Origin of the sequence: Aquimarina sp. AD1 (assembly GCF_003443695.1) — a bacterium.
Taxonomy (GTDB): Bacteria; Bacteroidota; Bacteroidia; order Flavobacteriales; family Flavobacteriaceae; genus Aquimarina; species Aquimarina latercula.
On record NZ_CP031966.1, the window covers coordinates 465320 to 492109 of the forward strand.

General features: G+C 29.7%; 35 protein-coding genes. 2 read left to right on the forward strand and 33 right to left on the reverse strand.

The features are described 5' to 3' along the window. Nucleotides 1-22: 22 nt before the first annotated feature. From D1815_RS02140 to D1815_RS02220, 17 genes are all read right to left on the reverse strand, one after another. Nucleotides 23-283, reverse strand: coding sequence for a hypothetical protein (locus D1815_RS02140; protein ID WP_027391805.1), 261 nt, complete (start codon nucleotides 281-283; stop codon nucleotides 23-25). Nucleotides 284-288: 5 nt separating this feature from the next. Continuing rightward, a complete protein-coding gene (locus D1815_RS02145; RefSeq protein ID WP_027391804.1) occupies nucleotides 289-684 on the reverse strand; it encodes an Imm7 family immunity protein in 396 nt (131 codons plus the stop codon). A gap of 206 nt (nucleotides 685-890) precedes the next feature. Continuing rightward, the gene (locus D1815_RS02150; protein WP_118385746.1) at nucleotides 891-1394 is read right to left on the reverse strand and encodes a hypothetical protein; all 504 of its coding nucleotides are present in this window, start codon (nucleotides 1392-1394) and stop codon (nucleotides 891-893) included. A gap of 317 nt (nucleotides 1395-1711) precedes the next feature. Further along, nucleotides 1712-2911, reverse strand: coding sequence for a DUF1566 domain-containing protein (locus D1815_RS02155; protein ID WP_118385747.1), 1200 nt, complete (start codon nucleotides 2909-2911; stop codon nucleotides 1712-1714). A gap of 175 nt (nucleotides 2912-3086) precedes the next feature. Continuing rightward, nucleotides 3087-3404, reverse strand: coding sequence for a hypothetical protein (locus D1815_RS02160; RefSeq protein WP_147404360.1), 318 nt, complete (start codon nucleotides 3402-3404; stop codon nucleotides 3087-3089). Between the two features lie 106 nt (nucleotides 3405-3510). Then, nucleotides 3511-3966: a DUF2750 domain-containing protein gene (locus D1815_RS02165; protein WP_118385749.1), complete on the reverse strand. Its 456-nt coding sequence runs from the start codon at nucleotides 3964-3966 to the stop codon at nucleotides 3511-3513. Between the two features lie 161 nt (nucleotides 3967-4127). After that, nucleotides 4128-4700, reverse strand: a complete 573-nt coding sequence (locus D1815_RS02170; RefSeq protein ID WP_118385750.1) for a nucleoside monophosphate kinase — start codon at nucleotides 4698-4700, stop codon at nucleotides 4128-4130. 183 nt (nucleotides 4701-4883) lie between these two features. Continuing rightward, the gene (locus D1815_RS02175) at nucleotides 4884-5381 is read right to left on the reverse strand and encodes a hypothetical protein (RefSeq protein ID WP_118385751.1); all 498 of its coding nucleotides are present in this window, start codon (nucleotides 5379-5381) and stop codon (nucleotides 4884-4886) included. Nucleotides 5382-6018: 637 nt separating this feature from the next. Next, a complete protein-coding gene (locus tag D1815_RS02180) occupies nucleotides 6019-6600 on the reverse strand; it encodes a hypothetical protein (protein WP_118385752.1) in 582 nt (193 codons plus the stop codon). Nucleotides 6601-6795: 195 nt separating this feature from the next. After that, nucleotides 6796-7440, reverse strand: coding sequence for a hypothetical protein (locus tag D1815_RS02185; protein ID WP_118385753.1), 645 nt, complete (start codon nucleotides 7438-7440; stop codon nucleotides 6796-6798). A 194-nt stretch (nucleotides 7441-7634) separates the two neighbouring features. Then, a complete protein-coding gene (locus D1815_RS02190; RefSeq protein ID WP_118385754.1) occupies nucleotides 7635-8270 on the reverse strand; it encodes a TrmH family RNA methyltransferase in 636 nt (211 codons plus the stop codon). 191 nt (nucleotides 8271-8461) lie between these two features. Then, nucleotides 8462-9046 carry a hypothetical protein gene (locus tag D1815_RS02195; RefSeq protein ID WP_118385755.1) on the reverse strand — a complete coding sequence of 195 codons (585 nt, stop codon included), beginning with the start codon at nucleotides 9044-9046 and terminating at the stop codon, nucleotides 8462-8464. A 165-nt stretch (nucleotides 9047-9211) separates the two neighbouring features. Beyond that, nucleotides 9212-9694: a hypothetical protein gene (locus D1815_RS02200; protein WP_118385756.1), complete on the reverse strand. Its 483-nt coding sequence runs from the start codon at nucleotides 9692-9694 to the stop codon at nucleotides 9212-9214. A gap of 322 nt (nucleotides 9695-10016) precedes the next feature. Beyond that, nucleotides 10017-10679, reverse strand: a complete 663-nt coding sequence (locus D1815_RS02205) for a DUF6602 domain-containing protein (protein ID WP_118385757.1) — start codon at nucleotides 10677-10679, stop codon at nucleotides 10017-10019. Between the two features lie 224 nt (nucleotides 10680-10903). Then, the gene (locus D1815_RS02210) at nucleotides 10904-11353 is read right to left on the reverse strand and encodes a hypothetical protein (RefSeq protein WP_118385758.1); all 450 of its coding nucleotides are present in this window, start codon (nucleotides 11351-11353) and stop codon (nucleotides 10904-10906) included. Nucleotides 11354-11440: 87 nt separating this feature from the next. Continuing rightward, nucleotides 11441-12589 carry a DUF4419 domain-containing protein gene (locus D1815_RS02215; protein ID WP_118385759.1) on the reverse strand — a complete coding sequence of 383 codons (1149 nt, stop codon included), beginning with the start codon at nucleotides 12587-12589 and terminating at the stop codon, nucleotides 11441-11443. Nucleotides 12590-12840: 251 nt separating this feature from the next. Further along, nucleotides 12841-14055, reverse strand: coding sequence for a serine hydrolase (locus D1815_RS02220; RefSeq protein WP_118385760.1), 1215 nt, complete (start codon nucleotides 14053-14055; stop codon nucleotides 12841-12843). Nucleotides 14056-14510: 455 nt separating this feature from the next. Between D1815_RS02220 and D1815_RS02230 the strand changes: the two genes are divergently transcribed. Together D1815_RS02230 and D1815_RS02235 are read left to right on the forward strand one after the other, a co-directional pair. After that, the gene (locus D1815_RS02230; RefSeq protein ID WP_118385762.1) at nucleotides 14511-15629 is read left to right on the forward strand and encodes an acyltransferase; all 1119 of its coding nucleotides are present in this window, start codon (nucleotides 14511-14513) and stop codon (nucleotides 15627-15629) included. Nucleotides 15630-16106: 477 nt separating this feature from the next. After that, nucleotides 16107-16517 (forward strand): hypothetical protein, encoded by a 411-nt coding sequence (locus D1815_RS02235; RefSeq protein WP_120650662.1) that lies wholly within the window; start codon nucleotides 16107-16109, stop codon nucleotides 16515-16517. Nucleotides 16518-16526: 9 nt separating this feature from the next. Here the strand turns inward: D1815_RS02235 and D1815_RS02240 are convergent, their stop codons facing one another. The 16 genes from D1815_RS02240 to D1815_RS02315 all read right to left on the reverse strand — a co-directional run bounded on the left by D1815_RS02240 (nucleotide 16527) and on the right by D1815_RS02315 (nucleotide 26712). Next, entirely contained in the window at nucleotides 16527-17375 is an 849-nt protein-coding gene (locus D1815_RS02240) for an AraC family transcriptional regulator (protein ID WP_118385764.1), read from the reverse strand. A gap of 90 nt (nucleotides 17376-17465) precedes the next feature. Further along, complete coding sequence (locus D1815_RS02245; RefSeq protein WP_118385765.1) at nucleotides 17466-17975, reverse strand: endonuclease V; 510 nt, start codon at nucleotides 17973-17975, stop codon at nucleotides 17466-17468. Nucleotides 17976-18006: 31 nt separating this feature from the next. After that, entirely contained in the window at nucleotides 18007-18798 is a 792-nt protein-coding gene (locus D1815_RS02250; protein ID WP_118385766.1) for an alpha-ketoglutarate-dependent dioxygenase AlkB, read from the reverse strand. Further along, nucleotides 18798-20015, reverse strand: a complete 1218-nt coding sequence (locus tag D1815_RS02255; RefSeq protein ID WP_118385767.1) for a hypothetical protein — start codon at nucleotides 20013-20015, stop codon at nucleotides 18798-18800. Before D1815_RS02255 ends, D1815_RS02250 begins: the two co-directional genes overlap by 1 nt. Nucleotides 20016-20248: 233 nt before the next feature. Further along, nucleotides 20249-21199 carry a two-component regulator propeller domain-containing protein gene (locus tag D1815_RS02260; RefSeq protein WP_118385768.1) on the reverse strand — a complete coding sequence of 317 codons (951 nt, stop codon included), beginning with the start codon at nucleotides 21197-21199 and terminating at the stop codon, nucleotides 20249-20251. Between the two features lie 193 nt (nucleotides 21200-21392). Then, nucleotides 21393-21740, reverse strand: a complete 348-nt coding sequence (locus D1815_RS02265) for a glyoxalase/bleomycin resistance/extradiol dioxygenase family protein (RefSeq protein WP_118385769.1) — start codon at nucleotides 21738-21740, stop codon at nucleotides 21393-21395. A 2-nt stretch (nucleotides 21741-21742) separates the two neighbouring features. Next, a complete protein-coding gene (locus D1815_RS02270; protein ID WP_118385770.1) occupies nucleotides 21743-21943 on the reverse strand; it encodes a bacteriocin immunity protein in 201 nt (66 codons plus the stop codon). A 177-nt stretch (nucleotides 21944-22120) separates the two neighbouring features. Continuing rightward, the gene (locus D1815_RS02275; protein ID WP_118385771.1) at nucleotides 22121-22576 is read right to left on the reverse strand and encodes a hypothetical protein; all 456 of its coding nucleotides are present in this window, start codon (nucleotides 22574-22576) and stop codon (nucleotides 22121-22123) included. Between the two features lie 167 nt (nucleotides 22577-22743). After that, complete coding sequence (locus tag D1815_RS02280) at nucleotides 22744-23325, reverse strand: NAD(P)H-dependent oxidoreductase (RefSeq protein WP_118385772.1); 582 nt, start codon at nucleotides 23323-23325, stop codon at nucleotides 22744-22746. Nucleotides 23326-23332: 7 nt separating this feature from the next. Beyond that, nucleotides 23333-23731 (reverse strand): hypothetical protein, encoded by a 399-nt coding sequence (locus tag D1815_RS02285; protein WP_118385773.1) that lies wholly within the window; start codon nucleotides 23729-23731, stop codon nucleotides 23333-23335. A gap of 7 nt (nucleotides 23732-23738) precedes the next feature. After that, nucleotides 23739-24134 (reverse strand): hypothetical protein, encoded by a 396-nt coding sequence (locus D1815_RS02290; protein WP_118385774.1) that lies wholly within the window; start codon nucleotides 24132-24134, stop codon nucleotides 23739-23741. A gap of 16 nt (nucleotides 24135-24150) precedes the next feature. Then, a complete protein-coding gene (locus tag D1815_RS02295) occupies nucleotides 24151-24474 on the reverse strand; it encodes a hypothetical protein (protein WP_118385775.1) in 324 nt (107 codons plus the stop codon). A 55-nt stretch (nucleotides 24475-24529) separates the two neighbouring features. After that, nucleotides 24530-25111 carry a Crp/Fnr family transcriptional regulator gene (locus tag D1815_RS02300; protein ID WP_118385776.1) on the reverse strand — a complete coding sequence of 194 codons (582 nt, stop codon included), beginning with the start codon at nucleotides 25109-25111 and terminating at the stop codon, nucleotides 24530-24532. A gap of 232 nt (nucleotides 25112-25343) precedes the next feature. Further along, nucleotides 25344-25685, reverse strand: a complete 342-nt coding sequence (locus D1815_RS02305) for a hypothetical protein (protein WP_035085970.1) — start codon at nucleotides 25683-25685, stop codon at nucleotides 25344-25346. A 22-nt stretch (nucleotides 25686-25707) separates the two neighbouring features. Further along, nucleotides 25708-26028 (reverse strand): hypothetical protein, encoded by a 321-nt coding sequence (locus D1815_RS02310; protein WP_027394223.1) that lies wholly within the window; start codon nucleotides 26026-26028, stop codon nucleotides 25708-25710. 162 nt (nucleotides 26029-26190) lie between these two features. After that, a complete protein-coding gene (locus tag D1815_RS02315; protein ID WP_118385777.1) occupies nucleotides 26191-26712 on the reverse strand; it encodes a GNAT family N-acetyltransferase in 522 nt (173 codons plus the stop codon). Between the last annotated feature and the right edge of the window lie 78 nt (nucleotides 26713-26790).

A 26790-nucleotide genomic window follows, 5' to 3' on the forward strand; every position in this document is an offset into this window, starting at 1 on the left:
TAGTCTTTGTTGTGTGCAGTTTTTATTTGTTTTTTAAATTCTTTTCTTCTGTTGCCCACATAATAACATCTCGAAAATCGATTTTCGCTCTTTTAGTCAATTCCACAACTTCTGAATATTCTCCTTTTGCTAAATACAAAATAGACATTCTTGTATTCTTTAAATTATATTCAGATTCTGCCATAACGTGATTCAGGTTTATTGAAGATAATTCTTTAATCACTGAATTCCTCTGTTCGATTTTAAAATCATTATTTATAATATCAAGTATTTCGTTGTCCATAAATACTATTCTTCAACTTCTGGATTTAGTGGCGAAAGATAAGTGTCATTTAATTCTGTCACTTTGCCTTTTTTCATACGCCAAACTTTGAATTCGTTTTCGTTTCCTCTATCAACATCCTCATCGTCTTGAACATATAAAATTCCGTAAGAACCTTTTGATATTTCCGCAATCCACTTAAAGAAATCAATTACATGTTCTACTCGATGGTTATGATTTACCATAATTGACAAATGGTAAGTCCCATTTAAACATTTCAGTGAATAGATTTCATTTCCATAGTCTAGTTCAGTCGATATTTTTTGTTCTATTTGCGTTACAATTAAATTCAATAGTTCGTCATCATCATCTTCTTCTCGAAATGACTCTCTGATTATTGCCCATCCATTAAATTCAATCATTAATTGTTAGTTTTTTTGTCAAATTGCATACAACGGTTTATATATGTGTCGTAGCAGAGCAAAATGTTACCTTGCTTTTCGATATTTCTGCGCATTGGTTGCTAACTTTTCCTTTCTGCAAGCATTGCGCCTTACCAAAAACACAACAACCATTCGATTGATCACTTAGCAGCTATGAGCACATATATGTTGTTGTAAAACGTTTTTTATTCAGTTGGTATTTTATATTTTCCATCTATTAATTCCCAATCATTTTTCTTTCGGTTAAGCACAAATCTCATATCAGGCACATAACCATTTGTTCCTCCGCCACAGTTCAAGGCAAAATCCACCTTTTTGAATTTCAATCCGTTGTTGAAATGAATTTTTCGTTTTCCAGTCACATTTACAATTCCAAAATTCACATCTACAGTATCAGTTCCAATTATTTTGTGAGTCAACCTCAAAACTCGAATTGTTTTTTTCTTTTTAATGGATAAGTCAATCAATTCTTCATTAGTCAAGAATTTGTATTGTTCAGATACATTTAGTTTAGAAATCCGCCTACCATTTTCATTAAGCTCGATATACTTCCAACCACTCGAAAGTAAAAGGTCAAATCTGCTATTTAAAGCTTGAATATATAATTTATCCAATTCGGTCGATTTGATTGAATCATTTTGTGCATTTCCATTGAAATTAATTCCAATCAATAGTATTAAGGTAATCATTAGTTTCATTTTTTCGTTTTGATTACACAATATTAAAAGCCTATTTTGTTTTCTAATAGTAATAATGAGTCAGCGATAGCTTTCAATGAGTAAAACAAGTATTCAAATGTTTTACAACGGTTAGTATAAGAAACGTAAGTGATTTCGAAGCACATACCTGTCAAGTTGCACTGAGCCAAATTTGCGTTTTGACACAAATTTAAAATATTAAACAAACCCGTCAAATCGCAGATTAGGCGGAGCTGAATAAATGCACCAAAGTTTCGTAAACCACTGAATCACTTATGTTTTTTATGCATTGTTGTATGCTGGTTTTCTTAGTTGTTATCTCTAACTAGTCTAACATAATTTTTTATTCTAATCAAATCTGCGGCATTAACCGATTCCATTAAATAATCTTCAATGTTTCCAGATTTTGGGTCAGAACGTTGAGCTCCAGCTCCGTGCCAATCATAATAATCTATTACTTTGCTGTTGTCTTTGCTGTAAGCTTTGCCAAACGCTACATAACAGGCAGTATATTTAAAATCTCCTTGTGTTGTACTTGTCCAAAACCAACTATCATTGTTGGTACAAGAAAAAAAGTTTTCGTCTATTGCAGGTATTGTTTTTTTGCTGTAATCTACAATGGATTGTAATTCTTTAGTGTTTGGTAAACGCCAATCTGTAAATCCTGCAAGTTCACTGTTTTTTGCGTAAAGAAGAGCTTCTTTCCAATCATAGGTATTACCATTATCAACTTTTTGCCACATTAATTTAGTTGCTTTATCAGTTATGGTTCCGTTTTTATTATCGACAAACTTATTAACTCCGTATATATTTTCTTTTCCACGAACTGCTCTTACAAAACACCCGGGTGCTCTAACACCTTCTTTTCCGTTAAAATATAATCCTGTTTCATATGATTTAATATGTCCGTCAGCAAAGTTAAAACCAAAAGCTCCTTCCATTTTTATATTTTGTAATGGCCCTTTTACATATTTCGAACTAGACCAATATTGTCCGGCGAAAAACATACGTTGGTCATATTTAAAATCGAAATAAACAGTGTCTAAATAAGGTTGCGACTTAGTCATATCTTCAGGAACAAGTTGCCCATTAAAATTACTAATTGAATATAATTCTTTTATGGTTGGTAATCTCCAATCGGTGTAACCACCAATTTCCAATTCATCAACATAAGTAAAGGCCTCGTAAAATTTATGACGTTTAAAATCGGGTGTTTTTTGCCAAATCAATCCTGTATTTAAATCTGTTATTGTACCATCGTTATTGTCTTTAAACGAAGGAGCAATACCATTAAACTGTGCATCTTGACCATAATAATCTTGGTCTTCACCAGGCTTAGAAATTGGTTCTCCCTTTTCATTATAAAATTTGTCTTGATATGTGTCTGTAACAATAAACTTAACCTCATTGGTTTCTACGATGTTTTCTTTATTTTTATTAGAACTTTGGCAGCTCATTAAAATAATGATGACACTATAACAAAATACTTTCAATATGTTATTTTTCATAATATCCTAATTTATTTATTGTGATTCTATATTCTTTCTTAAACTTGCATACAACGTGTTTGTGTATGGTTAGTTGCGTGGTTAAGCAACTAAGTTAACAAACAAATCACAGATAGAAAATTCCAGCGGAATTTTCGTAAGTCGGCAGTGACCAAGCAATTAATTATACACGGTGTTACCTGCTGGCTTTCTTTTTTCTAGCCCATTTTTCATCAGCATTTCTCAATATTTTCCATAGAGCCAATATAAAGGCAACAACAGCAGAAAACCAAGCTGTATTATAAACACCAAAATAAAATTGATCGATTGGAATAAACCCTGAAAATTCAGCTCCTAAAATTATGCAAACTAAAAATATTCGGATTAGATTTTTAAACCAGCTTGGTTTAGTTAGCATTTCATAAAATCCGATTATAAAAACGAATAAAAATAAAGAGTCATAGGTAATATTATAGCAAATCAAACCAAAAAAATCAGGATCAGTTTTTTCCATCTCTTTAACCCACTCAATATGTTCAGAATGATGTTTTAGAGATAATATCAATTGGATAATTATTGCAATTATTGAAAAAAGAGGCTTGTAGAATTTCATTACTGTCTTATTCTATTATATCTTTTATTTGTTTTTCCAAACCATCAATTCCATTAAACTTTCTAAAGTTCAAATCCTTTTCATTAGATTTTAATTCAGTTGTCAATTCCAAAATCAAATCCAATGGTTCGACTTCGTATCCAAATAAATTTTGGTCAAATTGAGTTCCGATTAATAGTCCGTCATTTGCCATTCCGATACACCAGTTCTCTATAAATTCAGTTAATGAAATTTCGGTCACTCTATATTTTTTCCATTCGTCTTTGGCGCAAGATTTGGCTCGAACTTTTTCAGCCCAAAAGCATATCATTCCGATTGGGTTTCCATTGTCTTCTTCGTATTGTGTCGAACTTGAAGTAGCAAATCCTTTTTTACTTTTCAAGCCATAAACTATTTCCGATTCAGACACAGTTTTTATGAACTTTAGATGTCGGTTTTTCAGAGTTATTGAATCTTGTAGCATAGTTTTTTCAGCTTGCAGGTAACGTTTAATATATGTGTCGTAGCAGGGCAAAATGTTACCCTATTTTTGACAAAAACTGCGCATTGATTGCTAACTTTTCCATTCAGCAAGCATTGTGCCTTACCAATAATGCTATAATCTTTCGATTAATCACTTTGCTGCTATGACATGTATATCGTGTTATGCACTGATTTTATTTTTTCTTTTATTTCATCCATTTCCCAATTCACAGGATAATCAAGATCAAATTTTGAGATAATTTTTGGGTTCTCAATTAATTTTGCTATTTCGTTATTCTGCTTAATTGTGTCTCGAAATTTTACTCTCATTTCTTCAGCAACATCTTCATAATTCCTAGCCGAAATTAGATCTTCAATATTTTTTAATTCCAAAATCCATAATCTACTTATTTTAAAGTTAGACTTTGATAGTAATATTTCTAAGGAATTAAATTGCTCTTTTGTTCGAGGATATCCTGTGATTAAAATTCCGTTTGTAATTTCCTTGATATTCTCAGCAATTAACTCCATAATCAAGTCAGTTGAAACCAATTCTTCATTTTGTAAACATTTATTAATCCTAATAGCCAATTCAGATTTTGAGTCATTTCTCAATTTATTATTAAATAAATCTTTTATAGAAACTTTTGTTAAGTCAAATACCTCAATTAAAGTATTTTCAAATGATTCTTGAAAAGAAAAAGTACTGGATGTTATTAAATGACAATGTTTCATTTATTTGTGCATAACATTTAATATATGTGTCGTAGTAGAGCAAAATGTTACCTAATCACATACATTTTCTGCGCATTGGTTGCTATTTTTCATTTTGCAAGCATTGAGCCATCCAAAAATACAACAACCATTTGATTCATTAATTAGCTGCTATGATCACATATATGTTGTTATCTACTGATATTATTCAATTCTAAGAAGTTTTAAGGTATAATCAAAAGTATTATCTTGATCAGAGGTCTTATTGGTTTTTAAACTTAGTATTCTATAAGTTTCAAAAAGTCCTTTGATATTGTAGAGGTTTAAATAAGTTGCATTATTTAGTTCCTTAATTTTAATATTTATGGAGTCTTTATTTTTTGAAACTAACTTAGTTGGTGGTTCATTACATTCGTCAGTTTTTTCTAGTACAAATTTGTTGTTAGAGTAAAAACTCCAATTTATTATTTTACAATAATCTCTTTTAAAACTTCTAGCACTATTTAAAATAATTGTATCCTTTTTTGAATAGTCATTATTTGTGTTGTCAAAGAACCATTCATTTGTTGCTTCTGGTACAAAATTTCTTGATTTAACAAGAGTTTCCTTGAATATAGATAGAACTTCTTTCTTTGTAGTTTGGTTCTGGGCATTTAAAACTCCAAATATATTTAGAACTAGCATCAGTGCAATTATTCTCATATTCTATTTTTCCATTTGTAGATAACGTTTCGTGTAATGTTAGTTGCTGTTTAGGTTAAGCGTAAAATTAATAAAAAAGACGGACTTTAGTTCGTCAGCGAGATTTTCCCCCGAGGGAAAATCCGCCAAGCAATTAATTTTACACCTTGTTGCAAACAGTGTTTTTTATTTCATTCAACGAGTTTACTTTCGTTCGCGTTAGCATCTTTTTCGGGTTATTAAATTTAACAAAGCCTTGTTCACGTTCTGTTCTGTAAAATTATGATTCCAGATAACATGTTCCTTATTTTTCAACTTTACAAACAGTTCAGGGTTTCCGCAAAGTTTTATTCACGTTTTGTTCTATCAAATTCAATTTTTAATTCTGAAGTTCCGCAAGAAAAAGAGTGAGTTCAGAGAATATTTTTCTGTTTATATGGACAATTTTTTAAATCTATTTTTCATACTTTTTCATTGTTAGCAACGTTTAATATATGTGTCGTAGCAGGGCAAATTGTTACCCTACTTTTCGGTTTTTCTTGCGCATTGGTTGCTAACTTTTCCTTTCTGCAAGCATTGCGCCTTATCAAAAAATAAAAGAACCAATCGATTAATCACTTAGCTGCTATGACATCATATATCGTGTTGTGTATAGGTTTTATATTTTCGGTTTCCACATTTCAATTAATTCAAGATATTTTCTCAATACATTTATATTAATATTTTTGTCTTTACAATTGTTTAAATGGTATTTGGGCGCATAGTATTTATATGTGTTCTGTTTTTCATTTTGTAAAAATGTCAATTTGTATCCTGTCGCATCTGTTATTATGCATTTTCCGATAGAATTTTTACTTTTCTTAAAGTTACTTTGAGAATAATTTTGAAAATCAATTGTCAATTCAGACTTAATATTTTTTTTAAGTTCCTTTATCTGTTCTGCTGTCAATTTTATTTCAGTCAAGGTTTCTTTAAGTTCTTTTTTCTTTTTTAGATAACTTTTAGGTATTTGTTTTCTATATGAAATAATTTCCCCATTATTTTTAAAAATGTAATATGTTAGAATGTTATAAGCAGACCAACCTCCATATTGTTCAAAAATGATTGCAATTTCTTTTGATTCAATTTTCTCTGGTATTTCAATACTTTTGTTTTCTCGTAATTCTAGTTCAGGAAGATTTTGTCCATTCGTAGTAAAACAGATTAGAAGTAATAATATCGCTAAAATGTTTTTTTCCATAAAGTTTGGTTAACTTATACACAACGCCAAATATATGAATCGGAGCAAGGCAAACATACCTGAACCAATCGATTTATCTGCGCATTTTTATTTCTTATTCAATTTATAAAAATATAGCGCCATAGCAAAAAGTAAATGGCCTTTTGATCTCGCCTAAAATTGCTCTGATTTCATATATAATGTTGTGTAGCGTTTTTAGTTAAGCTTGTTGAAATAGAAGTCCATCACTTTACCATCGCTAAGTACATAGTATAACTTTTCATCCTTCATTAATAATTTAGTTTCGTGTTCAAACGATTTTTTAAATTCCTTTTCTAAGTTCAGCTCAATGATAAGTAGATTCCCATTACCAGACTCATAGCCAGTTTTAATATCAAAATACTGTTTCTGATATGGATTCGGCCACATTTCGTTCGAAATCCGAGAAACGTTGACTGCGAGTTCTTTTGGGAACTCAGTTTTAATTTGTATCAAACCGTCTTTATTAGTGGTTTTATGATTACCATTCATAATAAGATTTACGAAGCTCAATGATTTCTTATTGTTGTCAACCAATTTAATAAACTTACCATTTTGCTCATAAGTTTCAAGTCTACTATTAGAGGCTACCAATTCCGACTGATTAATACCAGGATTAAATATTAGAGTGTCATTATTCTTAATGTACTTTCCTTTTACAATTATGTTAGGATCAAGTGGGTCTATCAATTCAAATTCAAAACTTCCATCTTTAAGACATAGTTTTTCCTCTAATACATCATATGCACTTTTATAACATTGACTTAAGACGTTATTTGATATTAGAATTAATATTAAGGGAATAAAATATACTTTTCTCATTCAGTTTGTTTATGCTACACAACGTTTAATATATGTGTCGTAGTAGGGCAAAATGTTACCCTTTTTTTCGATATTTCTGCGCATTGGTTGCTAACTTTTACTTTCTGCAAGCATTGCGCCTTACCAAAAATACAGAAACCATTCGATTAAGCACTTAGCTGCTATGATCACATATATGTTGTTAGGTATAGTTTTCATTCCGTAGTTACTTTAGGATCAATTTTCCGACCTCTTTTATTTTCACGTTGGTACTGTCTCCGTTGTTTAGTAATTTCATATAATACTATCCCTGTACTAGTTGCCAAGTTTAAACTTTCAATAATTCCAGCCATTTCTATTTGAACGCAAGCATTAGATTTTTTCACAGCAAAATCACTAATTCCACGGGATTCATTTCCGAACCAAACGGCTAATCTTTTTTGAGTATAATTGCCATTATGTAAGAAAGTATTGTTTTGCCCTTTTATATGAGGGGAAGTTACTATTGATATATACCTTTTGTTCTCTAAATGTTCAAAACATTCTTCCGTGCTTTCAAAAGTCTTTACAAAGCTCCATTTTATAGCAGAAACTGATGGTTTCAATAATGATTTTCGTTCTCGCATTTCTTCCCAATCCGTTGGTAACCGTTTCTTACTGTCAATAATGTAAAGTTTTTCAACTCCAAGTGCATTTATATTTCTAACAACTGTTCCAATATTTTTTATGTCGGTTGGTTCCTCAAGTACCGCTATCAAATTTTCACACCGCAAATCTCTTATTTTGTCAGCTCTTTTTCTTAGATCAGATTTTGGTTCTTTTATTTCGGTATTTGATTTCTCTTTCGTCATTTTTTAATTATACCTAACGTTTAATATATGTGTCGTAGCAGGACAAATTGTTACCCTAATTTTCGATTTATTTGCGCATTGGTTGCTAACTTTTACTTTCGAGCAAGCATTGCGCCTTACCAAAAATACAACAACCTTTCGATTGATCACTTAGCTGCTATGATCACATATATGTTGTTGTCTGTAGTTTTTTATACATTTCCTTCAACCATATCACTCCAAAAATTAATTTTTTTAGGAGATAAAACTTTTCCGAACTTTTCAGGAACTTCAAACTTGAATTCGTTTGAGAAGTAATCTGCTAAATCATTACCATAATAAATAATATCCGCTTGATGAATAGAAAAAACAGGATTTCCAACCTCCTTTGGTATGGAAGGTATATAGCGATGAGAGTATATTGGTATTAGTTTTGGGTATGATTTAAACGCCTGTTGCACAATGTTTTTTTGACTTTGAAAATCACTTGGTTTAGTTTCCCATTTATCAAACCAAAAATAACCACCTTTAATACTGTGAAGAAGCCCTTCAAGAGGCCAATTTAAACGTTCATTTATTTCTTTCCTTCCTTCTTCAGAGTTAAGTCCATATCTCCAATGAACAAAACCATTTGAAACAGGTAATTTCGATTTTAGGAACAATTTTAAATCTTCAGGGAAGCTTATATTAAAAATCTTTTCAATTCCAGAAACTTCTTTTTCAGAAAGCCCATTGTCAAAGGAAACTTCCTTCTTCTCAAGTTTAGATATTATTTTATTTAATAATTTAGTTTCCATTTTTTGAATTACAGACAACGTTTAATATATGTGTCTTAGCAGGGCAAAATGTTACCTTGCTTCTTGGTTTTTCTGCGCATTGGTTGCTAACTTTAATTTTTTGCAAGCAGTGCGCCTTACCAAAAATACAGGAACCATTCGATTGATCACTTAGCTGCTATGACATTATATATCGTGTTGTACCTCGTTTTTAATTTTAGTTATTCCGATTATTTCAGTCAGTTTTTTCAATAAACTTTTAGAAGTAATTCTGAATCCTAATTCTATAAAAATAAATCTAAAAACTATTAAAGTCATTAAAAGAAGAAGTAATACCTCAAGTTTATTTTGAATTATAGCCGCAATCAATCCAGTTCCAATGAATACTACGATAATATAAAACAAGATTTTTATCATTTTACTTATTCCAATTTCCAAAATTCCATTTTTGTTATCTAATTTTCCTTTAAGAATGCAGAATGTTCCGTATAATTTTTTTGATAATTTTATTTCAAATTCAGTATTATTTATTTTTCCAATAAATGCTTGACTATTCCAGTCAACAACAAATTGTTCATCCAACAAAGTATGATTTTTCAATTCGGAAATTGCGATTGAACTTTCATTTAGCAATTGTATTGAATAGTATTTTTTAGGGAACAATTTCATTCGGTTTTCAAGGTCATTTCAATGAGGTACAACGGTGAGTATAAGAAACGTAGCGCGCAAAAAGACGTTATCGTTTCGGATTATACACGAGCCGAATTTTTAAATTTTTCTTTTATCTTAATTTTCTCAAAAAGCCAAATTTAAAAATTTGGCGTTCTTCGTAAATATACACAAACCTTTCGAAAAGCCTATATTAGCTATGTTTTATATACATTGTTGCCACCAGTTATTTTTCAGAATCGGTTTCTTACTTGAACAGATTTGTCAACTGGAAACCATAAATTGCTATTTTCAAGTACTGAATTTCCGCTTACCCAATCCATTAAATTTGATATAAAAATGAGAAAGATAATTCTCTAATTTCATAAAAATAATGAGCAAGATTATCGTCATCAAATTCGTGTTCCCAAAATTTATAAAACCAATGTTGATTTAACGAAATATGATTAACACAAAATTTTTGTCGATTTACTTGTTCGTTAAATTCAGCCCAAGCTGTATTTACTGCATTTGAAACAGTTTCTACATTGTTTACTGTAGATTCATAAGAAAAAATTCCATTAAATAGAGGTTTTGTTTTGTCCGTTTTCTCTTCAAAAATGAATTTCCCATTTTCATTTGCTCTTCGCGCAATATTTGCTAAACCTTGATTCGTAGCATTCGCTTTAACTTCTATTATTCCAACTACCGAATCAGGTGTTAAAATAACAAAATCCGTTTCTTTAAAAAGTATTGGATATGCTGTGTCGTAAATTATCAAATCAATTTGATTAGAAGATTCGTGATTTCCTCTGTTTGCTGTTTGACGAACAACAAATCCAGTTCCAATTCGATATTTTTCAGGTAAAAATCGCTGAATCATTGTTTTAATTACGGCTTCTTTATATCTACCGTCTTCTCCCCAATGATTTATTAAATTCCGAACTCTGTCTTTAATTGCGAGCAGTTCTTTCGTTGTTGTTTTATGAAATTCTATTGTACTCAAGAATGTTTGTTTTAATTGGTGGCAACGTTAAATATATGGCAAATTGGGCATAAAACAAGTACTTGTTTTCGGTTTAGCCACAAGCCAAATCTTTTGTATTTTGTTTTAATTTTTCTCTGTTAATACCAAATCAAAAGATTTGGTGACTTTGCAAATAGACAATAACCTTTCGGTTAAACACTAATCGCCCTATTTGCTATATATAGTGTTATAAACTGGCTTTTTTAATACGGTTTTTCCAGTTCGAATTCCATCTTTAAAAATTCAAGTTTTTCTGCTTTTTTAATTCCGTCAGTGTTTTCAATTACAGATTTCCATTCAGTGCTAGAATTTGAGTTCATACACCATTTTGAAAAACTTTTAATTTGTCCAATTTTTTTAGTGTCATAATAAATTCGAATTCCATAAAAACCACATTCATCTGAGTTTTCTACGAATATTTGTCTTTTCAGAGATAGATTGAATTTTTCACCTTCTCCCGTCCAGTCATAATTTCCATATTCAAATAGCAACATATCCCTGTCAGGATTATTCTTGTCAATTTTGTCAATCTCTATTGTTAAGTATTCGTTAACCATTAACTCAAGTAATGATTTTACATTCAAAATTTTAGAATCTCCTATAACAGATATAGAATTTCTTGTAAATCTTTGATAAGCATCTTTAAATTTCAATCTTTTGCTTGTTTATAACGGTTCTTGTATGTTGCGTTTGCATCCCGCAGGGTGCATATGCAATATACAAATTGTTATAAGCTTTTTTTACTTTCTATTTACAATCCAATTAATATCAGTATTTAGGGAATTATTTAGTTCTGATTCCTTGATTCCCATAAACCCTGAAACGAAATTCATATCGAATTCTTTGTCAATATAATTCCATTTAAAAGGGACTATTGATAGACCTGATGGAAAATCATCCAGTTTTAATTTGGAATCATTAGAGTTAGTTAATCTAGGATTTCTAATTTGTACTTTATGAATCTTATAATTGTCAAAATTCAAATCGTCAATTTGAATAGTTTTCAAGATTTGGTCTTTAGAAATAGATTGTTGACTAAAGTCGATACTGCCATTCTGCTCAGTAATACTTGTTTTTAAGTATGGAAAGAAATCAGCAATCCAGCCAGTAATAAAAGGACCTCCAGATTCATTATTTTCTTTGTATATCGAATTCCAAAAGTCAGTATTACTTTCTCCTTTCAAAGTTTGTATGATTTTATTAATGTTTGGAGTGACACTACTTATCCACCATTCCAAATTGTATTTTTTTAGTTCTTCTATAGCATTTATTATCTTGATATAATCTTCAATTGTTCCTTTAATTTCTATTTCTGGAATTCCACATAAAGAGGCAAATTCATAATCAAAATAGTTTGACATTGAATCCATAAATGCTATTTCGAAGGCATTTATTTCTTTTTCTGTTGATGTGGAAAATTCTAAAACAATATTTGAGTATAAACCTTCATTTATTGTTTGCGTAATTTTATTAGTGAATTCAGGAAAAATTTGTTCCCACGGATTATCCTCTCCAATTACAAAGTCATCTCTTCTGACCTGAATTGTTTGCTTTTCGTTCACTCCTATAATATCTTTAAAATCTTCCGAATTAAGTTTAATATGTTCAGAGAATCCTTGGCAGATTAATAACCAAATGTTATCTGGAGATATAGAAATAGGTTTATGCTGATTGAAAGCAAATTGAAGCATAAGCAAGAAATGGTTCGTGTTAATAATTTCCTTGTTTAGTTCAACGTATTTAGAGCTTTTGTTTATTGATGACCCTTCGATTTTGTTCGTTAAGATTGAATCAAGAATAAAGTTTCCATTTACAGAATTTAGAGCTTCCGTATTTATTTTAACATCAGCAGCTTTTATGATTAAGCCTTTGTCTTCTATTTTATTCATTAAATGATTTGGGTATTGCTTATAACGGTTTGTGTATGAAACGTAGCGTATAAAAAGACACTAACTTTTCGGATTAACACAGAACCGAATTTTTATATTTTGTTTTTAATTTTTCTCTTTTTAAAAGCCAAATTAAAAATTTGGCGGACATTCTAAATATACACAAACCTTTCGGTTAAGCACTTATTAGCTATGTTTTATACACTGTGTTACAGTCAGTTTTTATTTTGAATCTTTACTGTTATTTAATTCTAATTCAACTGTAAAGCAACATTCCATAAATCAAAATCACTACTGTAATATTGAAGTGAATTACCACAGTGAACAATTACAGTTTCTTTTTCGGGAATAATGTAGATGTTCTGTCCAAGATTTCCATTTGCATAGAAATGATAAGTACCGTTTTTATTTACATGACCCCACCATTGGTAATTGTAATAAATTCTTTTGTCGCTTCTTCCAAACCATTTTGGATAAATATCCCGTGGAATTGATTTGTTTTCTCGGGTAGATTCTTGTACCCATTTTTTTGATACAATCTGATTACCATACCAATTACCTTCATTGAGCATAAGCTGACCAAAACGTGCATAATCAATCGCCCGGGCAATCAAACGACTTGGCATATATTCAAAATTAGATTCCTTACTATCTAAGGAGAAAAGCGCATCATATTCCATTATTCTTGACCATAGTTTCTGCTCCAAATAATTGGATACAGTTAAGTTAGTAGCTCTTTCTAGAATTAATCCTAAATAACTTGTATTATAATTGGAATATTGAAAATCTTTTCCCGGTTCGGATGAAATTTCTACATTCTGAAGTAACAGCTTTCGAACATTGGGATGATAGTACCCAACCGCTTCGTCGTGCCAAGGAGAATGAATGTTGGTAAAAGGTATAAGACTTGTATTGTATGCAAGTCCAGAGCGCATTTCGAGTAAATTTTTGATAGTTATTTTTTTAAAGCGCTGATCACGCTCTAAAAGTTCAGGGACGTAATTTGTTATAGGATCATCTATACTTTTAATTAGACCATCATCAATAGCAGTTCCTATTAAAAATGATATAAAAGATTTTGCCACAGATTGAGAATGGAAGTAGGAATCTCTATTAAATCCATTAAAATACTTCTCATAAATTATGGTGTCTTTTTTGATGACAATTAACGCAGTAGTTTTAGACTTGATTGCCCACTCTTCAAAGCTATTAAATCCAGTTTTAGTTACGAGTTCTTCGAATAAGGATTCTATATACTTCTCTTTAGGCTGAGAAATGAACGTATTGGTACTCTTCGTTCCCTGAATCTCGTGATTTTCAAAGTTCTTATAATCATAAACATCTGCGACATTCATTGTTATAAGTCGATAAACATAGGTAGGTGTATATTGAATGGAAAGAAGTACTAAGAGGAATAGGACTAATGAAAGTATTGTAAGAAATATAATTTTTAGTTTTTTTCTCATTTAAGTTTTTTACTATTTATAAAGTATTTCGGGTATTGGCTGTAACGTTCCGGCTATGGTTAGTACGGGAATTAAAAGTAGTAAACTTTCGATTAAGCACTTAGCCAAAACTTTTTATTTTGCTTTAATTTTTTATTTTAATGCTAAATCAAAAAGATTTGGCGGACTTTATAAAAATACGCTAAACTTTGGATTAAACCCCAAACCCCGTATTAATTATAGCCCTTGTTATCGGTTTTTTTCTAATAAATCTAAAATAGATAGTATTTAGTGAAAATTGACCTGTTTATTCTTTTAAGATCTTCATTTATTAGAGGTAACTATTGGTATATTAATATTTTATATATAATAATTTTTTTTATTGTCGCTTGCTTTTTGATAATTGTGAGGCTTCTGTTAAATCTAGTCCATTAGTTTATGAATTGAGTTAACTATATGAATAAAAATATTGCAAAATGAAACAAATAAAATTTATAGATTCTCTCACACCATTGCGAGGTATTGCTGCAATTATGGTAATGTTTTTTCACTATGATGCATTTTTAATGATGCAAGGTTTTCCTAGGTTGATATCGACAAATAGCACCTTTTTTATAGCTCGTGGTGACCTTTGGGTAGATTTTTTCTTTATTCTAAGTGGTTTCGTAATATGTCATGTGTACAGTCAACAATTGAGTAACTTAAACAAAAAGGTAATTAAAAAATATATTTGGGCAAGATTTAGTCGAATATATCCATTGCATTTTTTCATCATGATTTTATTTGCAATTCATTTTTTAGCATTACTTGTCTTTGTTCCTGAGTTTGCAGATAAATTAAAACCACCTTCTGGTTTTAATGATTTTGTTTTGCAATTATTTTTCCTTGATGCCATAGGTCTTATTGATGGATGGTCTTGGAATGTACCTTCTTGGTCAGTAGCTTCGGAGTGGTGGATATACCTATTAGCTATTTTAGTTATCCCTTTTATTAATAAGAATAAAAATACAATTACTGCTTTAGCGCTTGTTGTAAGTCTTTTTGCTTTAATATTAATACACCATTTTACTAAAGAATATGCAGCAGGTACTCCAATTTGGAGAATTACTAGTACTTTTCGCTGCTTATTCGAATTTTCTATAGGCGTATCTATCTATCAATTCTATAAAAGTCTCAACAACACTCAATCCATTTGGGCTAGTGATTGGATGATGTTTTTAATTGGAATTGGAGTAGTACTTAATTTACATTTTGATATTTATTTAATTTTAATAATTCCTTTTTTTTCGGTTTTTTTATTGTGTGCTGCATTAAACAATGGTTTGCCATCTAGAATACTGAATGCACAACCTTTTGTGTTTTTAGGTGATCTTTCCTATTCCATTTATTTAATACACATTTTTTGGTTGATGCGATTCGGAAGAATGTGGGTTGAGTTATATTATAAACCACATTATCCAGAGAGTGAGCCCACTTCTGTAGATCATTTTATTTGGCTCACTGTTTTATTTTTCGCCACAATTAGTTCTTCATATTTAACACATCGTTTTGTAGAATTAAAAGCACAGAAAAAACTTAGAACTATTTTTCCTTAAAGTATTATAATCTTAATAGCGCTAATTAATAATAAATAAAAAAAGATTAGAAGTGAAATAATATTTAAATATCTATTTAAGAAAAAATATCAAATAAGAATTTTCACAACATCTAAAGTTAATTGATGAATTCTAGTTTTCTTTTAATAGGGTTGCTTTTTCATTATTTTGATAAAACAATCTTTAGCTTAGTTCAATTGGTTTTTGAAAAGTTGACGTTTGTTTACGTTTTAATTGGGCTATTATTATGTTGTTATTTAGAATTAAAGGATGGTAAATCTGGTATAAGAAAAATCTTTTATTATAATATAAATTAACAAACATTTCGGCTAGGACAGAAACCATAATTAATTAGAACTATCATTATCGGTTTTTTTCTAATACATAAAATAGATAGTGTTTATTGAAAATTGACCTGTTTTTTCTTTTCAAACCTTCATTTCTTTGCTGTGATCATTTAATTTAAATTTTATAGTTATGGAAAAAATATTGTTTTTAGTAATGCTTGTTTTTAGTCTTTTCTCTTTTTCTCAAACATCGAATAGCTTGGATAAAGAAGAGTATTTGTTAGACGGATATAATTTTACTTATCAATATCAGACAGGAGCTGCTGTCGATATTTCATTTAATGGAAGAAAATTAACCTATCAATGGATTGCAGGAAGAAATGCTGGGAAGCCACCAAAGACTTATGTTTATAAATCAAGAAAGTTAGATTCTGGAGTTTATATGGTTAACTGGAATGAACCAAAATTGAAAAATTTTATAACTCTAGTCTACAATTTTAATACAAACACTTGTGCTTCATCAGTTATTGTCAAATACGGTGATGCGAATCCTATATTAGCATTTGATGGTGGTATTATAAAAAATGTAATAAAACAGTAGGTTGCTAGGTCAGATTGTTTTTCTGAAATGATTTGCAGTTTGACCTGTCATTTTTTTAAAAAAACGATTAAAATTTGAAACATCAGAAAAATTAAGCCGATTCGAAATCTCACTAACCGTATTGTTTGAAAATAGCACCTCTCTTTTTACCTCGATCATTAAGCGTTCATGTATAATTTGTAGTGCAGTATTTAATAAATATTTTTTACATAACTTATTTAATAGGTTGTGACTTATTTTAAGAGCCGAAGCATATTCACTTACAGTATGCCATTCAATAATATGTTTGTCCAATAATTTTTGAAACCTGTATATAATTTGATTATAATCAGATTTGTAAGTTTGATTTTTTTCACGGTAAATTCTATCTATTAAGCTAATGGAATAATAAAGCAAGCTTCTAAAAATATGTGAACTGTCTCCTTTTAGTAAATTAAATTCTTTTTCTACTTCTTTAAAAACCCATTGGCATTTCTTGAAGTTTGATTTATTTAATTGGACTTGAATTGAGGGACGATTATAGGAAAATATTATAAAGCGATTCAAAAACACATCGTCTCTAAAAAATGTGTTTAAAAATTCTCCTTCAAAGAAAAAACTAAAACCTTTAGTGGGTTTGCTAACTTCCCATTTTCGTATTTGGTTAGGGAGTGTAACTATAACAGTTCCTTTTTTGTAAGGAACTTTTTGATTATCCAAACTATAGAATCCATTACCTTCTGAGATGAATAAGACTTCGTAAAATGTAATGAAATGTTGTTCATTAGAAAGTACATATCCTTCTAATGTTTCAATTCTCCCCAAATCAACTAATAAGTTTTTACCGTATTTGTTTTTTAGGAAGTCATATTGTTTCATATTAAAATTGATGGGTTTTTGTAATTACCGATAACGTCTCTTGTATGTTGCGTTTGCATCCCGCAGGGTGCATATGCAATATACAAATTGTTACCCACAGTTTTCTTTTGTTTTTGTATCCATTATTTGAAGTAGAGTTGGCATCCTATAATTTCCGTGCATTGATTTTATATATTCAAAGGCTAAGTCTAGTTCTATTCCTACTGCTGATATATAAAGAGGTTTTTTACTTTCTCCTCGTAAAAGTGCCCTCGAATTTAGTTTATTTGAATCATAACCTGATTTTGCAACTCCAATAATCGGAATTTTCTCATTTAGGTTTTGATATAAATGTCCGCCTAAACCATATTTCCCATCATCATCTAATATGACATAACCATCAACAATAATAAAATCAATTTGATCTAAGTTGATTTTTTTTAATAAGCTTAATATGCAAGGCATTTCTCTTTTATAGAAAGAGCCAGGTTCGTATTCTGCTACCCCTTCAATTATTTCGCTATAAATTTCAATAGGCGTATTATTTTCCCATTTATTGAAGCTAACACCTATAGTTTTGGCTTTATTGTCATAGTAGTATGTGTCAAAAGCAATAATCATAAATTGGTTTACTATTTTTTGAAATTCTGATTTAGATAGTGATACTGTTTTTTGGAATAATAGTATCTGCTTTACTAAGTGTATAATCGATTTTTGGATAAGCAAAATCCATACTCCTATTTTCTTCTCCTCTTAATATATAATATTCTTTTCTCTGAAGATCATTTGCTAGTTCCAATAATTTGCCGTTAGTAAAATAGGGTAGATTATTTTTAAATTCAATAAAATTTTTAGACTCTCGGAAAGTTATTCCAAGCCATTTATTTTCAGATTGTAATGGTTTTTGTTTTGGAACTTGTTCTAAAACAATTTTATGAAAAAATCTTGAATTTGCTGATATTGAAAATAATATAAAGGAGTTATGAGTTAGGAGAATTTCAAATTCATTATTAGTTGTTTTGTCTTTTATTTTTAGCTTTCTTATGCTTTGTTCTGTTAACTCATTTGGTTTTTCATAGCAAGAAAAAAGCCCTATGTAAGAGTTAGGTGCTAAATCTAAAGATTGGTCTGAATGATATTTCATTTTAGTATAGCTCGAATCATAAATTTCTATTAGAGCATTATTGAAATTCATAAAAGGCAAATTTTCTCGATTATTATTTACAGTATCTACAATTGTATTATGTATTGAAGAAAAATTATGAGCTGGAATATTATATTGAGTCGTTGTTCTAACGATAGGAATACCTTTATCACTGGCTTTTACTAAATGGTTTCCTAATCTTCCTTTTCCTACGTTTTCAAAATTAATATTGGTAGATAATTCATTGAAAAGGTTATACTCAAAAGGTAAGGTTGTTTTTATAAATTCATTTTGACTCATTAGTAAATTGGTTTTTTATAATCACCAGAATTCATACTAAAATGAACTTTCCCATAATTCACATTTTTTTCAGTTTTATTTTCTTTATAATAAGAATCTCTTAAATCTTCCATATTCTCATTATTCATAAGTTCTAAAGGGATTCGATTTCCATTTTCTTTTATGTAAGTTTTATTATCTTCATATACAGCTTCTAAGTTTGAACAACGAATAACATAACCCATTCTAATAGGGATTTTATCAATGTTTAAAACCGAAGGTCTTATTTCGTGAGTATAAAGCCTATTTGTAGAAAGAGGAATCGAAAAAACTGAATTAGGATATAATGTTACACTAAACTCTTTTACTAAAGATTCATCATCAACTGTTTTTTTTAATTTAAAAAGAAGTTTTGTAAATCCACTTGATTTTTTATAAACTAAGTCAAATTTATCTGTTTTTGAAGGTGATAAATGTTCAAAATTTGCTTTATCGTAGAAGGTACAAAAAGTGATAAGTCCTTCTTTTGACATATCCTTAGTTTTATCAGAGTGCGCACTGATTTTTGCTTTTGCTTCTTTTAAATTTAAATCGTTTTTTTTGTTCAAATAAATTTGAGCGAGAATATGATTTAATTCAGTCTTTTTCTCAAAATCAAACTTTATAGCTTGGTTTAATGTATTTAGTATTTGAATGTCAGTCTTTCTTAAATTATCTGTAGGACCAGTTAAGTTACTTGAACATCTTAGCAAATTAAAATGTAGAGCATCCTTTTTATCTTTAATAACCTTACTTAAATAAATTCCTTTTCTTAAAGCCATTGATTGCTTATTAGACTCTGTTAAATTCTGGAATTTATGTTCAGATTCTATTTTTGTAAAGAAATCATCATCATCAAAAAAACGTCTGTAAAAAACTCCTGCATTATGAATATTTATAGGAACTTTTCCAAGTTCAATTATTGAAAAATTTCCCGTATCCAAATGCTCATAATTTGAAGATAACTCTTTAACAATAAAAGCTATTCTTGATTCGTTTTTTACCTGTTCAAGACTTCCAATTATGTAAATTCTAATTTCTTTTAGAGTATTTGGGATTTCTGAAAAATCTCTCACAATAGTACCACAAAAATTATTCACTAAATACTGTAAATCTTCAGAGTTATCTTTTTCAGTAGATAAGTCTATTAGATAATTTTTATTTTCTGAGATACTATTTTCAAAATCAAATTTGTTCATTATGTTCAGAATTTTTCGTGTGTTTTATATTGTGGGTAACGTTAAATATATGGCAAGTAGAGCAGGAAATAAGCGATTATTTTCGGTTTAGCCACAAGCCAAATCTTTTTATTTTGTTTTAATTTTTTCCTTTTAACACCAAATCAAAAGATTTGGCGACTTTCCAAATAGAAAACAACCTTTGGTTAAACATTAATCGCCCTATTTGCTATATATAGTGTTGTAACACGTACTTATTGCGTTATTTTAATCAATCCAAAATTTGTTGCAATCCAAAGAATGTTTCCTTCAGTTGCAATGTCCAATATCGTATTTTTATATCTACCTTCTCTGAAATATATAGGTTCAATTTTTCCATCAACCATTTTAATCATTCCGTTATTTGTAGCCATCCAAATTGTTCCATTACCATCAATTTCGATATCTCTAACCATATGGTCAGGAATTTTAGAATTTTTTTTATTGAAATGAGTCCATTTTCCGTTTTTGATAATCGATAATCCTCCATTTCCAAATCCACCACCATAACCGACAAATAATTTATTGTCAATATATTTTACAGCTCTAACAACAGATAATTGTAATTCTGAATTTTTATCGTCATAAGTATTCCACTTTCCGTTTGAGTAAACTAAAAGCCCAGAATTGTGTCCGATAGCAATTTCTCCGTTATCATTCACATCTATTGCTCTTACTGTGATTCCTTTTTTTGAAACTTTAACCTTTGACCAAGAAACTCCATTGAATTTAAAAACTCCATTTCCACCACCAAAATAGATGTTACCTTCTTTATCTTCTGCAAAATCAATGACAGAAATGTTTGAAACAGGAATTTCTTTAGTTGTATAGATAGTCCAATCTTTTCCGTCAAATTTAGCAATTTCTGAATTTGGTTTTGAGTAATTCAACCAAATATTTCCCTTAGAGTCTGTGAAAATTGGCGTTACTGACTCCCCTTTAATTATAGAATTATTTTTATTAAGATTTTTGAATTCACCATTTTCTAATTTGATTAGCCCAAATTTTACTGTTCCTAAATATTTATTTCCATTTTTATCTACCGAAACTTCCCAAAGATCGTTGTCAATTAAATTCGAATTGTTAGTATCAAAAAGTTCAGCTTTTTGACTAAAAATAGAAATAGTAAATAGACAAAAAATTAAGTTGGTGAAAATTATCTTCATTATTTTGTGAATGTGTTACAACGTTTAATATATGTGTCGTAGCAGGGCAAAATGTTACCCTGCTTTTTGATTTTTCTGCGCATTGGTTGCTAACTTTTACTTTCTGCAAGCATTGCGCCTTACCAAAAATACAACAACCATTCGATTCATCACTTAACTGCTATGACCACATATATGTTGTTGTAGAGCGTTTTTATTTATTTTTTAATTCAATTTTTCGTCCATCTAAATCCTGAATTAAGGCGGTCAAACCCCATTCAGTTTCTTTAGGTTCTGATAATATTTTCCAATTAGAGTTTTCTAAACTACGAATTTTCGTTTTCAGTTCTTGAATATCAAATCCGAGTCTTAATGAATTGTCAGCCTTTTCCATTGATTTAGTCAAAGGGTAAATTTCAAACACAAATCCGTTTTGTTCAGATGCGTAATGAAATGGGCCATTTCCGTGTCGATGATAATCAAATTCTAACCCAAGCTTTTCATATTGTTCTTTTAGAATTTCGGGATAGGATGTTCGTATTACAAGTAAATTTAATCTCAAAATTACAATTGAATTGATTTATAACTTAATGCTTTGTCAATTATTTGTTCAGGGGTCAACTCATCATAGTAAATCAAGTCAGATACTTCTGGGTCAGGAACATTTCGTTTCAATACCTCAAGTAGCTCGTCAATTTCTTTTTCCGTCTTGTTTTCAACGGTTATAATACTTTTTACTAATTCTATTAACTCTTCTCGTGTCATTTTTTCAATGCTCTACAACGTTTAATATATGTGTCGTAGCAGGGCAAATTGTTACCTTGCTTTTCGATTTTTCTGCGTATTGGTTGCTAACTTTTACTTTTTGCAAGTATTGCGCCTTACCAAAAATACAACAACCATTCGATTGATCACTTAGCTGCTATGATCACATATATAGTGTTACCCAACGTTTTTTTTATTCAAGTTTCCATAAAATGATTTCGATACTAACCAGCTATAAAGAACTCTGATCTTTAATTTCCAATCTTTCTCAAATAAATCATTCCAATATTTTTCTTTTGGATAAATTACTTTGTCAACTTTACCATAATGATCATTATGTTCAAATTTTTGCCATTCTTTTTGGATAGGGTATAAGTCAAAGTGTTTCTCAAGGTTTTTCAGCCCATTTGTTCCAAGAATTTCATCAGGTAAAGGATATATTCTATTAAATTTATCAATTATAAGTATAAAAAGAGTCTCATCATCTAAAACCATTCTTGGACTTATTCCAATTAACTGTATTTCCTCCAGATTCATTTTAAATGATTTACAGTATAAAGCTAGTCCAATTTCTTTTGAAGAAAATTCTATAAATTCTAATTCACTATCTGTTATTTTTATTCCAGATTTCATTTTTAATGATGGGTAACGGTTTTGTATATGAAAAGTAGCGGGTTTTTGGGTACTAACTTTTCAAATAGCAATATACTTATTTAAAGGCAATAGCGGTTAAGATTTGCATCTAAACCGCTATTTTTTATATACGTTGTTGCCAAACGTTATTTTATATATTACTTCCTTTATTTAGCCATTTGACCTAGCTTTTCTACTTTTCTCAACCATTTTGCTCTAAAATTTTCTTTAGAAAGCCTGATAGGACCAATGGTTGTAGTTCTTACTTTTTTTACTCCAATAAAATTAAGGGTTAATTTTTTCATTGCCTTATGACTAGGGCTTGAATAAAACCATTTATAGTACCAACTAGGTTGGTCTAATGTACAAATTAATCTTGCCGATTTATCTGTAAAATGTTTATCCCACCATAAAGAGTCTTTCCTTTTACTAAATGCAAACCCTGGAAGTAATACTCTATCTAAAAAGCCTTTCATAATTGCAGGTACTGAGCCCCACCAAACAGGATAAACCCAAACTAAATGGTTTGCCCATTTTAATATTTCTTGACTTTTTAATAAATCAGGTTCAAGGTCAGTCCTTTTTCTATAACCAAATTGCAGGTTTGGATTAAAATTTAAATCTTGAATACTGATTTCTCTAATTTCACAACCTGATGATTCAGCTCCCTTTTTATAAGCTTTCGCTAAAGCGAAATTGTAACTTCCTTTATCTGGATGACCGATTATTAATGCTACCCGTTTACTCATTTGTGTATTATTTTAAGATTTCTAATAGAGTTAAAATTCCAATTATTAATAAAATCACCCACCCAAGATGTTTTCCTTTTGTTGCAATAAAAACCAGAAGGGAAGAGCAGAACATTGTTATTGTTGTAGATGTTAATATAAATTGAAATAACTCATTAGTTTGTATATTATATTTAGTTGCCACCATAAGAAGTATAGCACCTATACACCATCCAAATAATGATGTTAAGTGCCAAGTAGCCCAAATAATTCTAAAATGTTTTACCTTTAATTTAGACGTTGCAATTGTGGGAATTATTTTTTTTGACTTACTTAAATTCCTAAAAATTAAAACTTCGCCAAGTATTGAGTGTACTAATCCTAATATAAAACATAAAAGACCTGCAACACATATATAGTGGTCCATAAATAAGTTAAAGATTTTGTTTTTTAATAGATGATTTTTGTAAACCTATTAAGAGTAGAAAACCAATAGGCATTAATAATATCCATTGAAATGCATTAGCATTATATATATAACTGGTAATTATAAATGGAATTCCTGATAAAATATAAAGAACAGCTATAGATTTAAGTTGTTCTTTTTCTTGATTACTGTCTTTTAAAAACCCGACTTTCAAGATGATGTAAGAAGTCAAAAATAAAAGGATAGTTACAATGTGCCACGCTGCGGCTAATTCACTCTTTTGTTGAATACTAATATTGCTATCTAAAAGTGGATTCACCAATTCCATTTGACCACCTATGGTATGAAGAATAGCACCTAAAAGATTTATTATACCTGCAATTTTTATGTATATTTTTTTCATTTTTTAAAATTTTGAATTAGAAATATTTTTTGATTTTATGTAAAAATGGGTTTGTAAGTTTATCTTCTTTAAAAAACTTATAAAGAATAATGCAGGAGGGAATAGTTAAATAGAATGAGCAGATTAGGAATGTTGTTATTCCACAAGTAATTGCCAAAATTTGAGCAAAAAGTACTCCAATACTTTCTTGCTGTTCTATGAAATAGTTACTTACACCTAAAGAATATTCATAGAAACGAATTGAGGTTTCGTAAATTAACCAAGTTGGATAAAACCATTTTCTAATAGTTTCCCACCAAGTGCCAAAAACTGATTTTTGTTGACTGTTTAAATCTTCCATTTTTAAATCTTTTTACAAAGGTCATTTTAATGGAAGTCATATCATTTGATATAAATCAAATTCGTACTTTAGGGTTGCGAATCCGACTTAATGTTTCAAGCGTAATGCCTAAATAGGAAGCAATATGGGTTAATGATATACGATGTGTAATGTCTGGGTAAATACTTATTAAGTTCAGATATCTTTCTTCTGCTTTTGCAAATTGAATAGTATGCAACCTTTCACAAAGCCCTAACATAGTTTCTATAATTACTTTACTAATAAATCTCTCAAAATCGTGAAAATTGTTTGAAAGTAAGTCTACAGTTTCTTTTGAAAATTCAAGGACTGTAGAATCTTCAACAAACTCTACGTAATGCGGACTAGGTTGGTCGCTAAAAAAACTTATAATAGAAGCCATAAATTGATTTTCAAAGGTAAACCAATCGGAAATGTCTTTCCCATCTTTCAAATAATAAGCCCTTGCACAACCTTTAATAATTAAATATACTTTTTTAGAATACTGCCCTTCTCTAACAACAATATCTCCTTTTCTGTAAGTAATTAGTTTGGAATTAGAAATGAATTCTTGTAGACATTTATTGGATAATGGTGAGTAAATCTCTCCTATTTGCTTTAGTATTTTTTCAATATTCATTTCAATTAACTGTAGTTTCTTGTTTAGTAGTGAGTTTTTTCGTTAATGTTTGCCAACGTTTAATATATGTGTTGTAGCAGGGCAAAATGTTACCTTGCTTTTCGATTTTTCTTGCGCATTGGTTGCTAACTTTTACTTTCTGCAAGCATTGCGCCTTACCAAATATACACGAACCATTCGATTCATCACTTAGCTGCTATGATCACATATATCGTGTTGTGATACGTTTTTTTTATTTAAAGTAATTATATCTTTCTATTGTTCCGTTAATTGTTGTGCCTAAATGACCAGCGAACTTTTCAGATTGTTTCCCGTAAAAGCTAATATTATCAATTAATGATTTATCTGAGTTATTATCTTCTCCACGCTTGAGTTCAAATAACGTGTTCCAAACTCTATGAGCTAACTCATTAGACCATTTTAAGCATTCAACCTTAGTTTTATCTGTTGATTTTGGGTCATCCCAAATTACTCTATTCATCACGGTCATATCAGAAAGTAATAATTCACTGAATATTATTTTATCTTCAATTGATTTTGATGATAACCATAGAGCTGTTTCCTTTAATGTCATTTTAGAATTATTCTTTTAAGTTTTATTTAAAAAGACGTTGAAAAAAGTTCCTTTCTGGTTCAGGATGGATCTTTTCATTCCGTTCGATATATCCATATACTTCGTCCGTCAAATTTATTTTTAACTCGTCAATTTCCTTTTTCATTCCTTCCATAAGTTTTACACTATATAATCCAGATTTGATCATAAATAAATTGTTGGATATTGTACTTATTATATGAAAGTCATTTCCTATTCCTTCATGAACATCTTTAGGTTTTCTTACTCTAGAGTCTTCTTCCCATTCCGCTTGTCCGTCATATTTATAATACAATTTATAAGTTTGGAGATTAATTTTATTCATATTTATGAGCTTCTAGAATGAATCACAACGGTTCGGCTATGAGTAGTTGCTTAAGGTTTTAAAGATAGCAAAAAGGTATTGAGTGAGGAAAATTCGGAGAATTTTCCGAGTAGCACTTACCAACCCAAGCAATTACTTATAGCCATTGTTAGCCACTGTATTTTAAAGTTCTTTTTTCATTGCAATAAATTCGAAATTTTCTTTACCAATTTGAAAATCGTGATCACCAATTTTTTCAAACCCGTTTTTTTTGTAAAAATTTATTGCTCTCTCGTTGCTGTTAAGCACGGAAAGCCACACTTTATTAAAATTCAATTCCTTGGCTTTTTTCAAGAGAAGATCTTGTAATTCAAATCCAATTTTCATTGACAGAAAGTCTTTCAAAACGTAGATTTTCTGAAGTTGGCAAACGTCATTTGATTCAATAAATTCTGAATTGGAATTTAGTTTAAGTTTTGCATATCCTACTGGTAATCGATTTGCAAAAGCTATCCAGAAAATGTTGTTTGGTTTCTTAATTCCATCTTCAATTTTTTGAACTGAAAATGTCAAATTGTAGTAATCGATCAAATCTTTTTGATCTCTAAAAAAATGTCCAAATGTTTCCGTAAATGTTATTCTCCCAAGTAGAGCTATAAATTGTGCATCTTCTTTTTTCGCTAATCTGATTTCAATAGTATTCATCAATCGTTGAAGGTTATGATATATTGTGGCTAACGTTTAATATATGTGTCGTAGCGAGGCAAAATGTTACCTTGCTTT

Excerpts from the sequence above, each read along its gene's own strand:
- D1815_RS02140 (WP_027391805.1), bottom strand. The coding sequence starts at position 283 with ATGGACAACGAAATACTTGATATTATAAATAATGATTTTAAAATCGAA.
- D1815_RS02145 (WP_027391804.1), bottom strand. The coding sequence starts at position 684 with ATGATTGAATTTAATGGATGGGCAATAATCAGAGAGTCATTTCGAGAA.
- D1815_RS02150 (WP_118385746.1), bottom strand. The coding sequence starts at position 1,394 with ATGATTACCTTAATACTATTGATTGGAATTAATTTCAATGGAAATGCA.
- D1815_RS02155 (WP_118385747.1), bottom strand. The coding sequence starts at position 2,911 with ATGAAAAATAACATATTGAAAGTATTTTGTTATAGTGTCATCATTATT.
- D1815_RS02160 (WP_147404360.1), bottom strand. The coding sequence starts at position 3,404 with ATGGAAAAAACTGATCCTGATTTTTTTGGTTTGATTTGCTATAATATT.
- D1815_RS02165 (WP_118385749.1), bottom strand. The coding sequence starts at position 3,966 with ATGCTACAAGATTCAATAACTCTGAAAAACCGACATCTAAAGTTCATA.
- D1815_RS02170 (WP_118385750.1), bottom strand. The coding sequence starts at position 4,700 with ATGAAACATTGTCATTTAATAACATCCAGTACTTTTTCTTTTCAAGAA.
- D1815_RS02175 (WP_118385751.1), bottom strand. The coding sequence starts at position 5,381 with ATGAGAATAATTGCACTGATGCTAGTTCTAAATATATTTGGAGTTTTA.
- D1815_RS02180 (WP_118385752.1), bottom strand. The coding sequence starts at position 6,600 with ATGGAAAAAAACATTTTAGCGATATTATTACTTCTAATCTGTTTTACT.
- D1815_RS02185 (WP_118385753.1), bottom strand. The coding sequence starts at position 7,440 with ATGAGAAAAGTATATTTTATTCCCTTAATATTAATTCTAATATCAAAT.
- D1815_RS02190 (WP_118385754.1), bottom strand. The coding sequence starts at position 8,270 with ATGACGAAAGAGAAATCAAATACCGAAATAAAAGAACCAAAATCTGAT.
- D1815_RS02195 (WP_118385755.1), bottom strand. The coding sequence starts at position 9,046 with ATGGAAACTAAATTATTAAATAAAATAATATCTAAACTTGAGAAGAAG.
- D1815_RS02200 (WP_118385756.1), bottom strand. The coding sequence starts at position 9,694 with ATGAAATTGTTCCCTAAAAAATACTATTCAATACAATTGCTAAATGAA.
- D1815_RS02215 (WP_118385759.1), bottom strand. The coding sequence starts at position 12,589 with ATGAATAAAATAGAAGACAAAGGCTTAATCATAAAAGCTGCTGATGTT.
- D1815_RS02220 (WP_118385760.1), bottom strand. The coding sequence starts at position 14,055 with ATGAGAAAAAAACTAAAAATTATATTTCTTACAATACTTTCATTAGTC.
- D1815_RS02230 (WP_118385762.1), top strand. The coding sequence starts at position 14,511 with ATGAAACAAATAAAATTTATAGATTCTCTCACACCATTGCGAGGTATT.
- D1815_RS02235 (WP_120650662.1), top strand. The coding sequence starts at position 16,107 with ATGGAAAAAATATTGTTTTTAGTAATGCTTGTTTTTAGTCTTTTCTCT.
- D1815_RS02240 (WP_118385764.1), bottom strand. The coding sequence starts at position 17,375 with ATGAAACAATATGACTTCCTAAAAAACAAATACGGTAAAAACTTATTA.
- D1815_RS02245 (WP_118385765.1), bottom strand. The coding sequence starts at position 17,975 with ATGATTATTGCTTTTGACACATACTACTATGACAATAAAGCCAAAACT.
- D1815_RS02250 (WP_118385766.1), bottom strand. The coding sequence starts at position 18,798 with ATGAGTCAAAATGAATTTATAAAAACAACCTTACCTTTTGAGTATAAC.
- D1815_RS02255 (WP_118385767.1), bottom strand. The coding sequence starts at position 20,015 with ATGAACAAATTTGATTTTGAAAATAGTATCTCAGAAAATAAAAATTAT.
- D1815_RS02260 (WP_118385768.1), bottom strand. The coding sequence starts at position 21,199 with ATGAAGATAATTTTCACCAACTTAATTTTTTGTCTATTTACTATTTCT.
- D1815_RS02270 (WP_118385770.1), bottom strand. The coding sequence starts at position 21,943 with ATGACACGAGAAGAGTTAATAGAATTAGTAAAAAGTATTATAACCGTT.
- D1815_RS02275 (WP_118385771.1), bottom strand. The coding sequence starts at position 22,576 with ATGAAATCTGGAATAAAAATAACAGATAGTGAATTAGAATTTATAGAA.
- D1815_RS02280 (WP_118385772.1), bottom strand. The coding sequence starts at position 23,325 with ATGAGTAAACGGGTAGCATTAATAATCGGTCATCCAGATAAAGGAAGT.
- D1815_RS02285 (WP_118385773.1), bottom strand. The coding sequence starts at position 23,731 with ATGGACCACTATATATGTGTTGCAGGTCTTTTATGTTTTATATTAGGA.
- D1815_RS02290 (WP_118385774.1), bottom strand. The coding sequence starts at position 24,134 with ATGAAAAAAATATACATAAAAATTGCAGGTATAATAAATCTTTTAGGT.
- D1815_RS02295 (WP_118385775.1), bottom strand. The coding sequence starts at position 24,474 with ATGGAAGATTTAAACAGTCAACAAAAATCAGTTTTTGGCACTTGGTGG.
- D1815_RS02300 (WP_118385776.1), bottom strand. The coding sequence starts at position 25,111 with ATGAATATTGAAAAAATACTAAAGCAAATAGGAGAGATTTACTCACCA.
- D1815_RS02305 (WP_035085970.1), bottom strand. The coding sequence starts at position 25,685 with ATGACATTAAAGGAAACAGCTCTATGGTTATCATCAAAATCAATTGAA.
- D1815_RS02310 (WP_027394223.1), bottom strand. The coding sequence starts at position 26,028 with ATGAATAAAATTAATCTCCAAACTTATAAATTGTATTATAAATATGAC.
- D1815_RS02315 (WP_118385777.1), bottom strand. The coding sequence starts at position 26,712 with ATGAATACTATTGAAATCAGATTAGCGAAAAAAGAAGATGCACAATTT.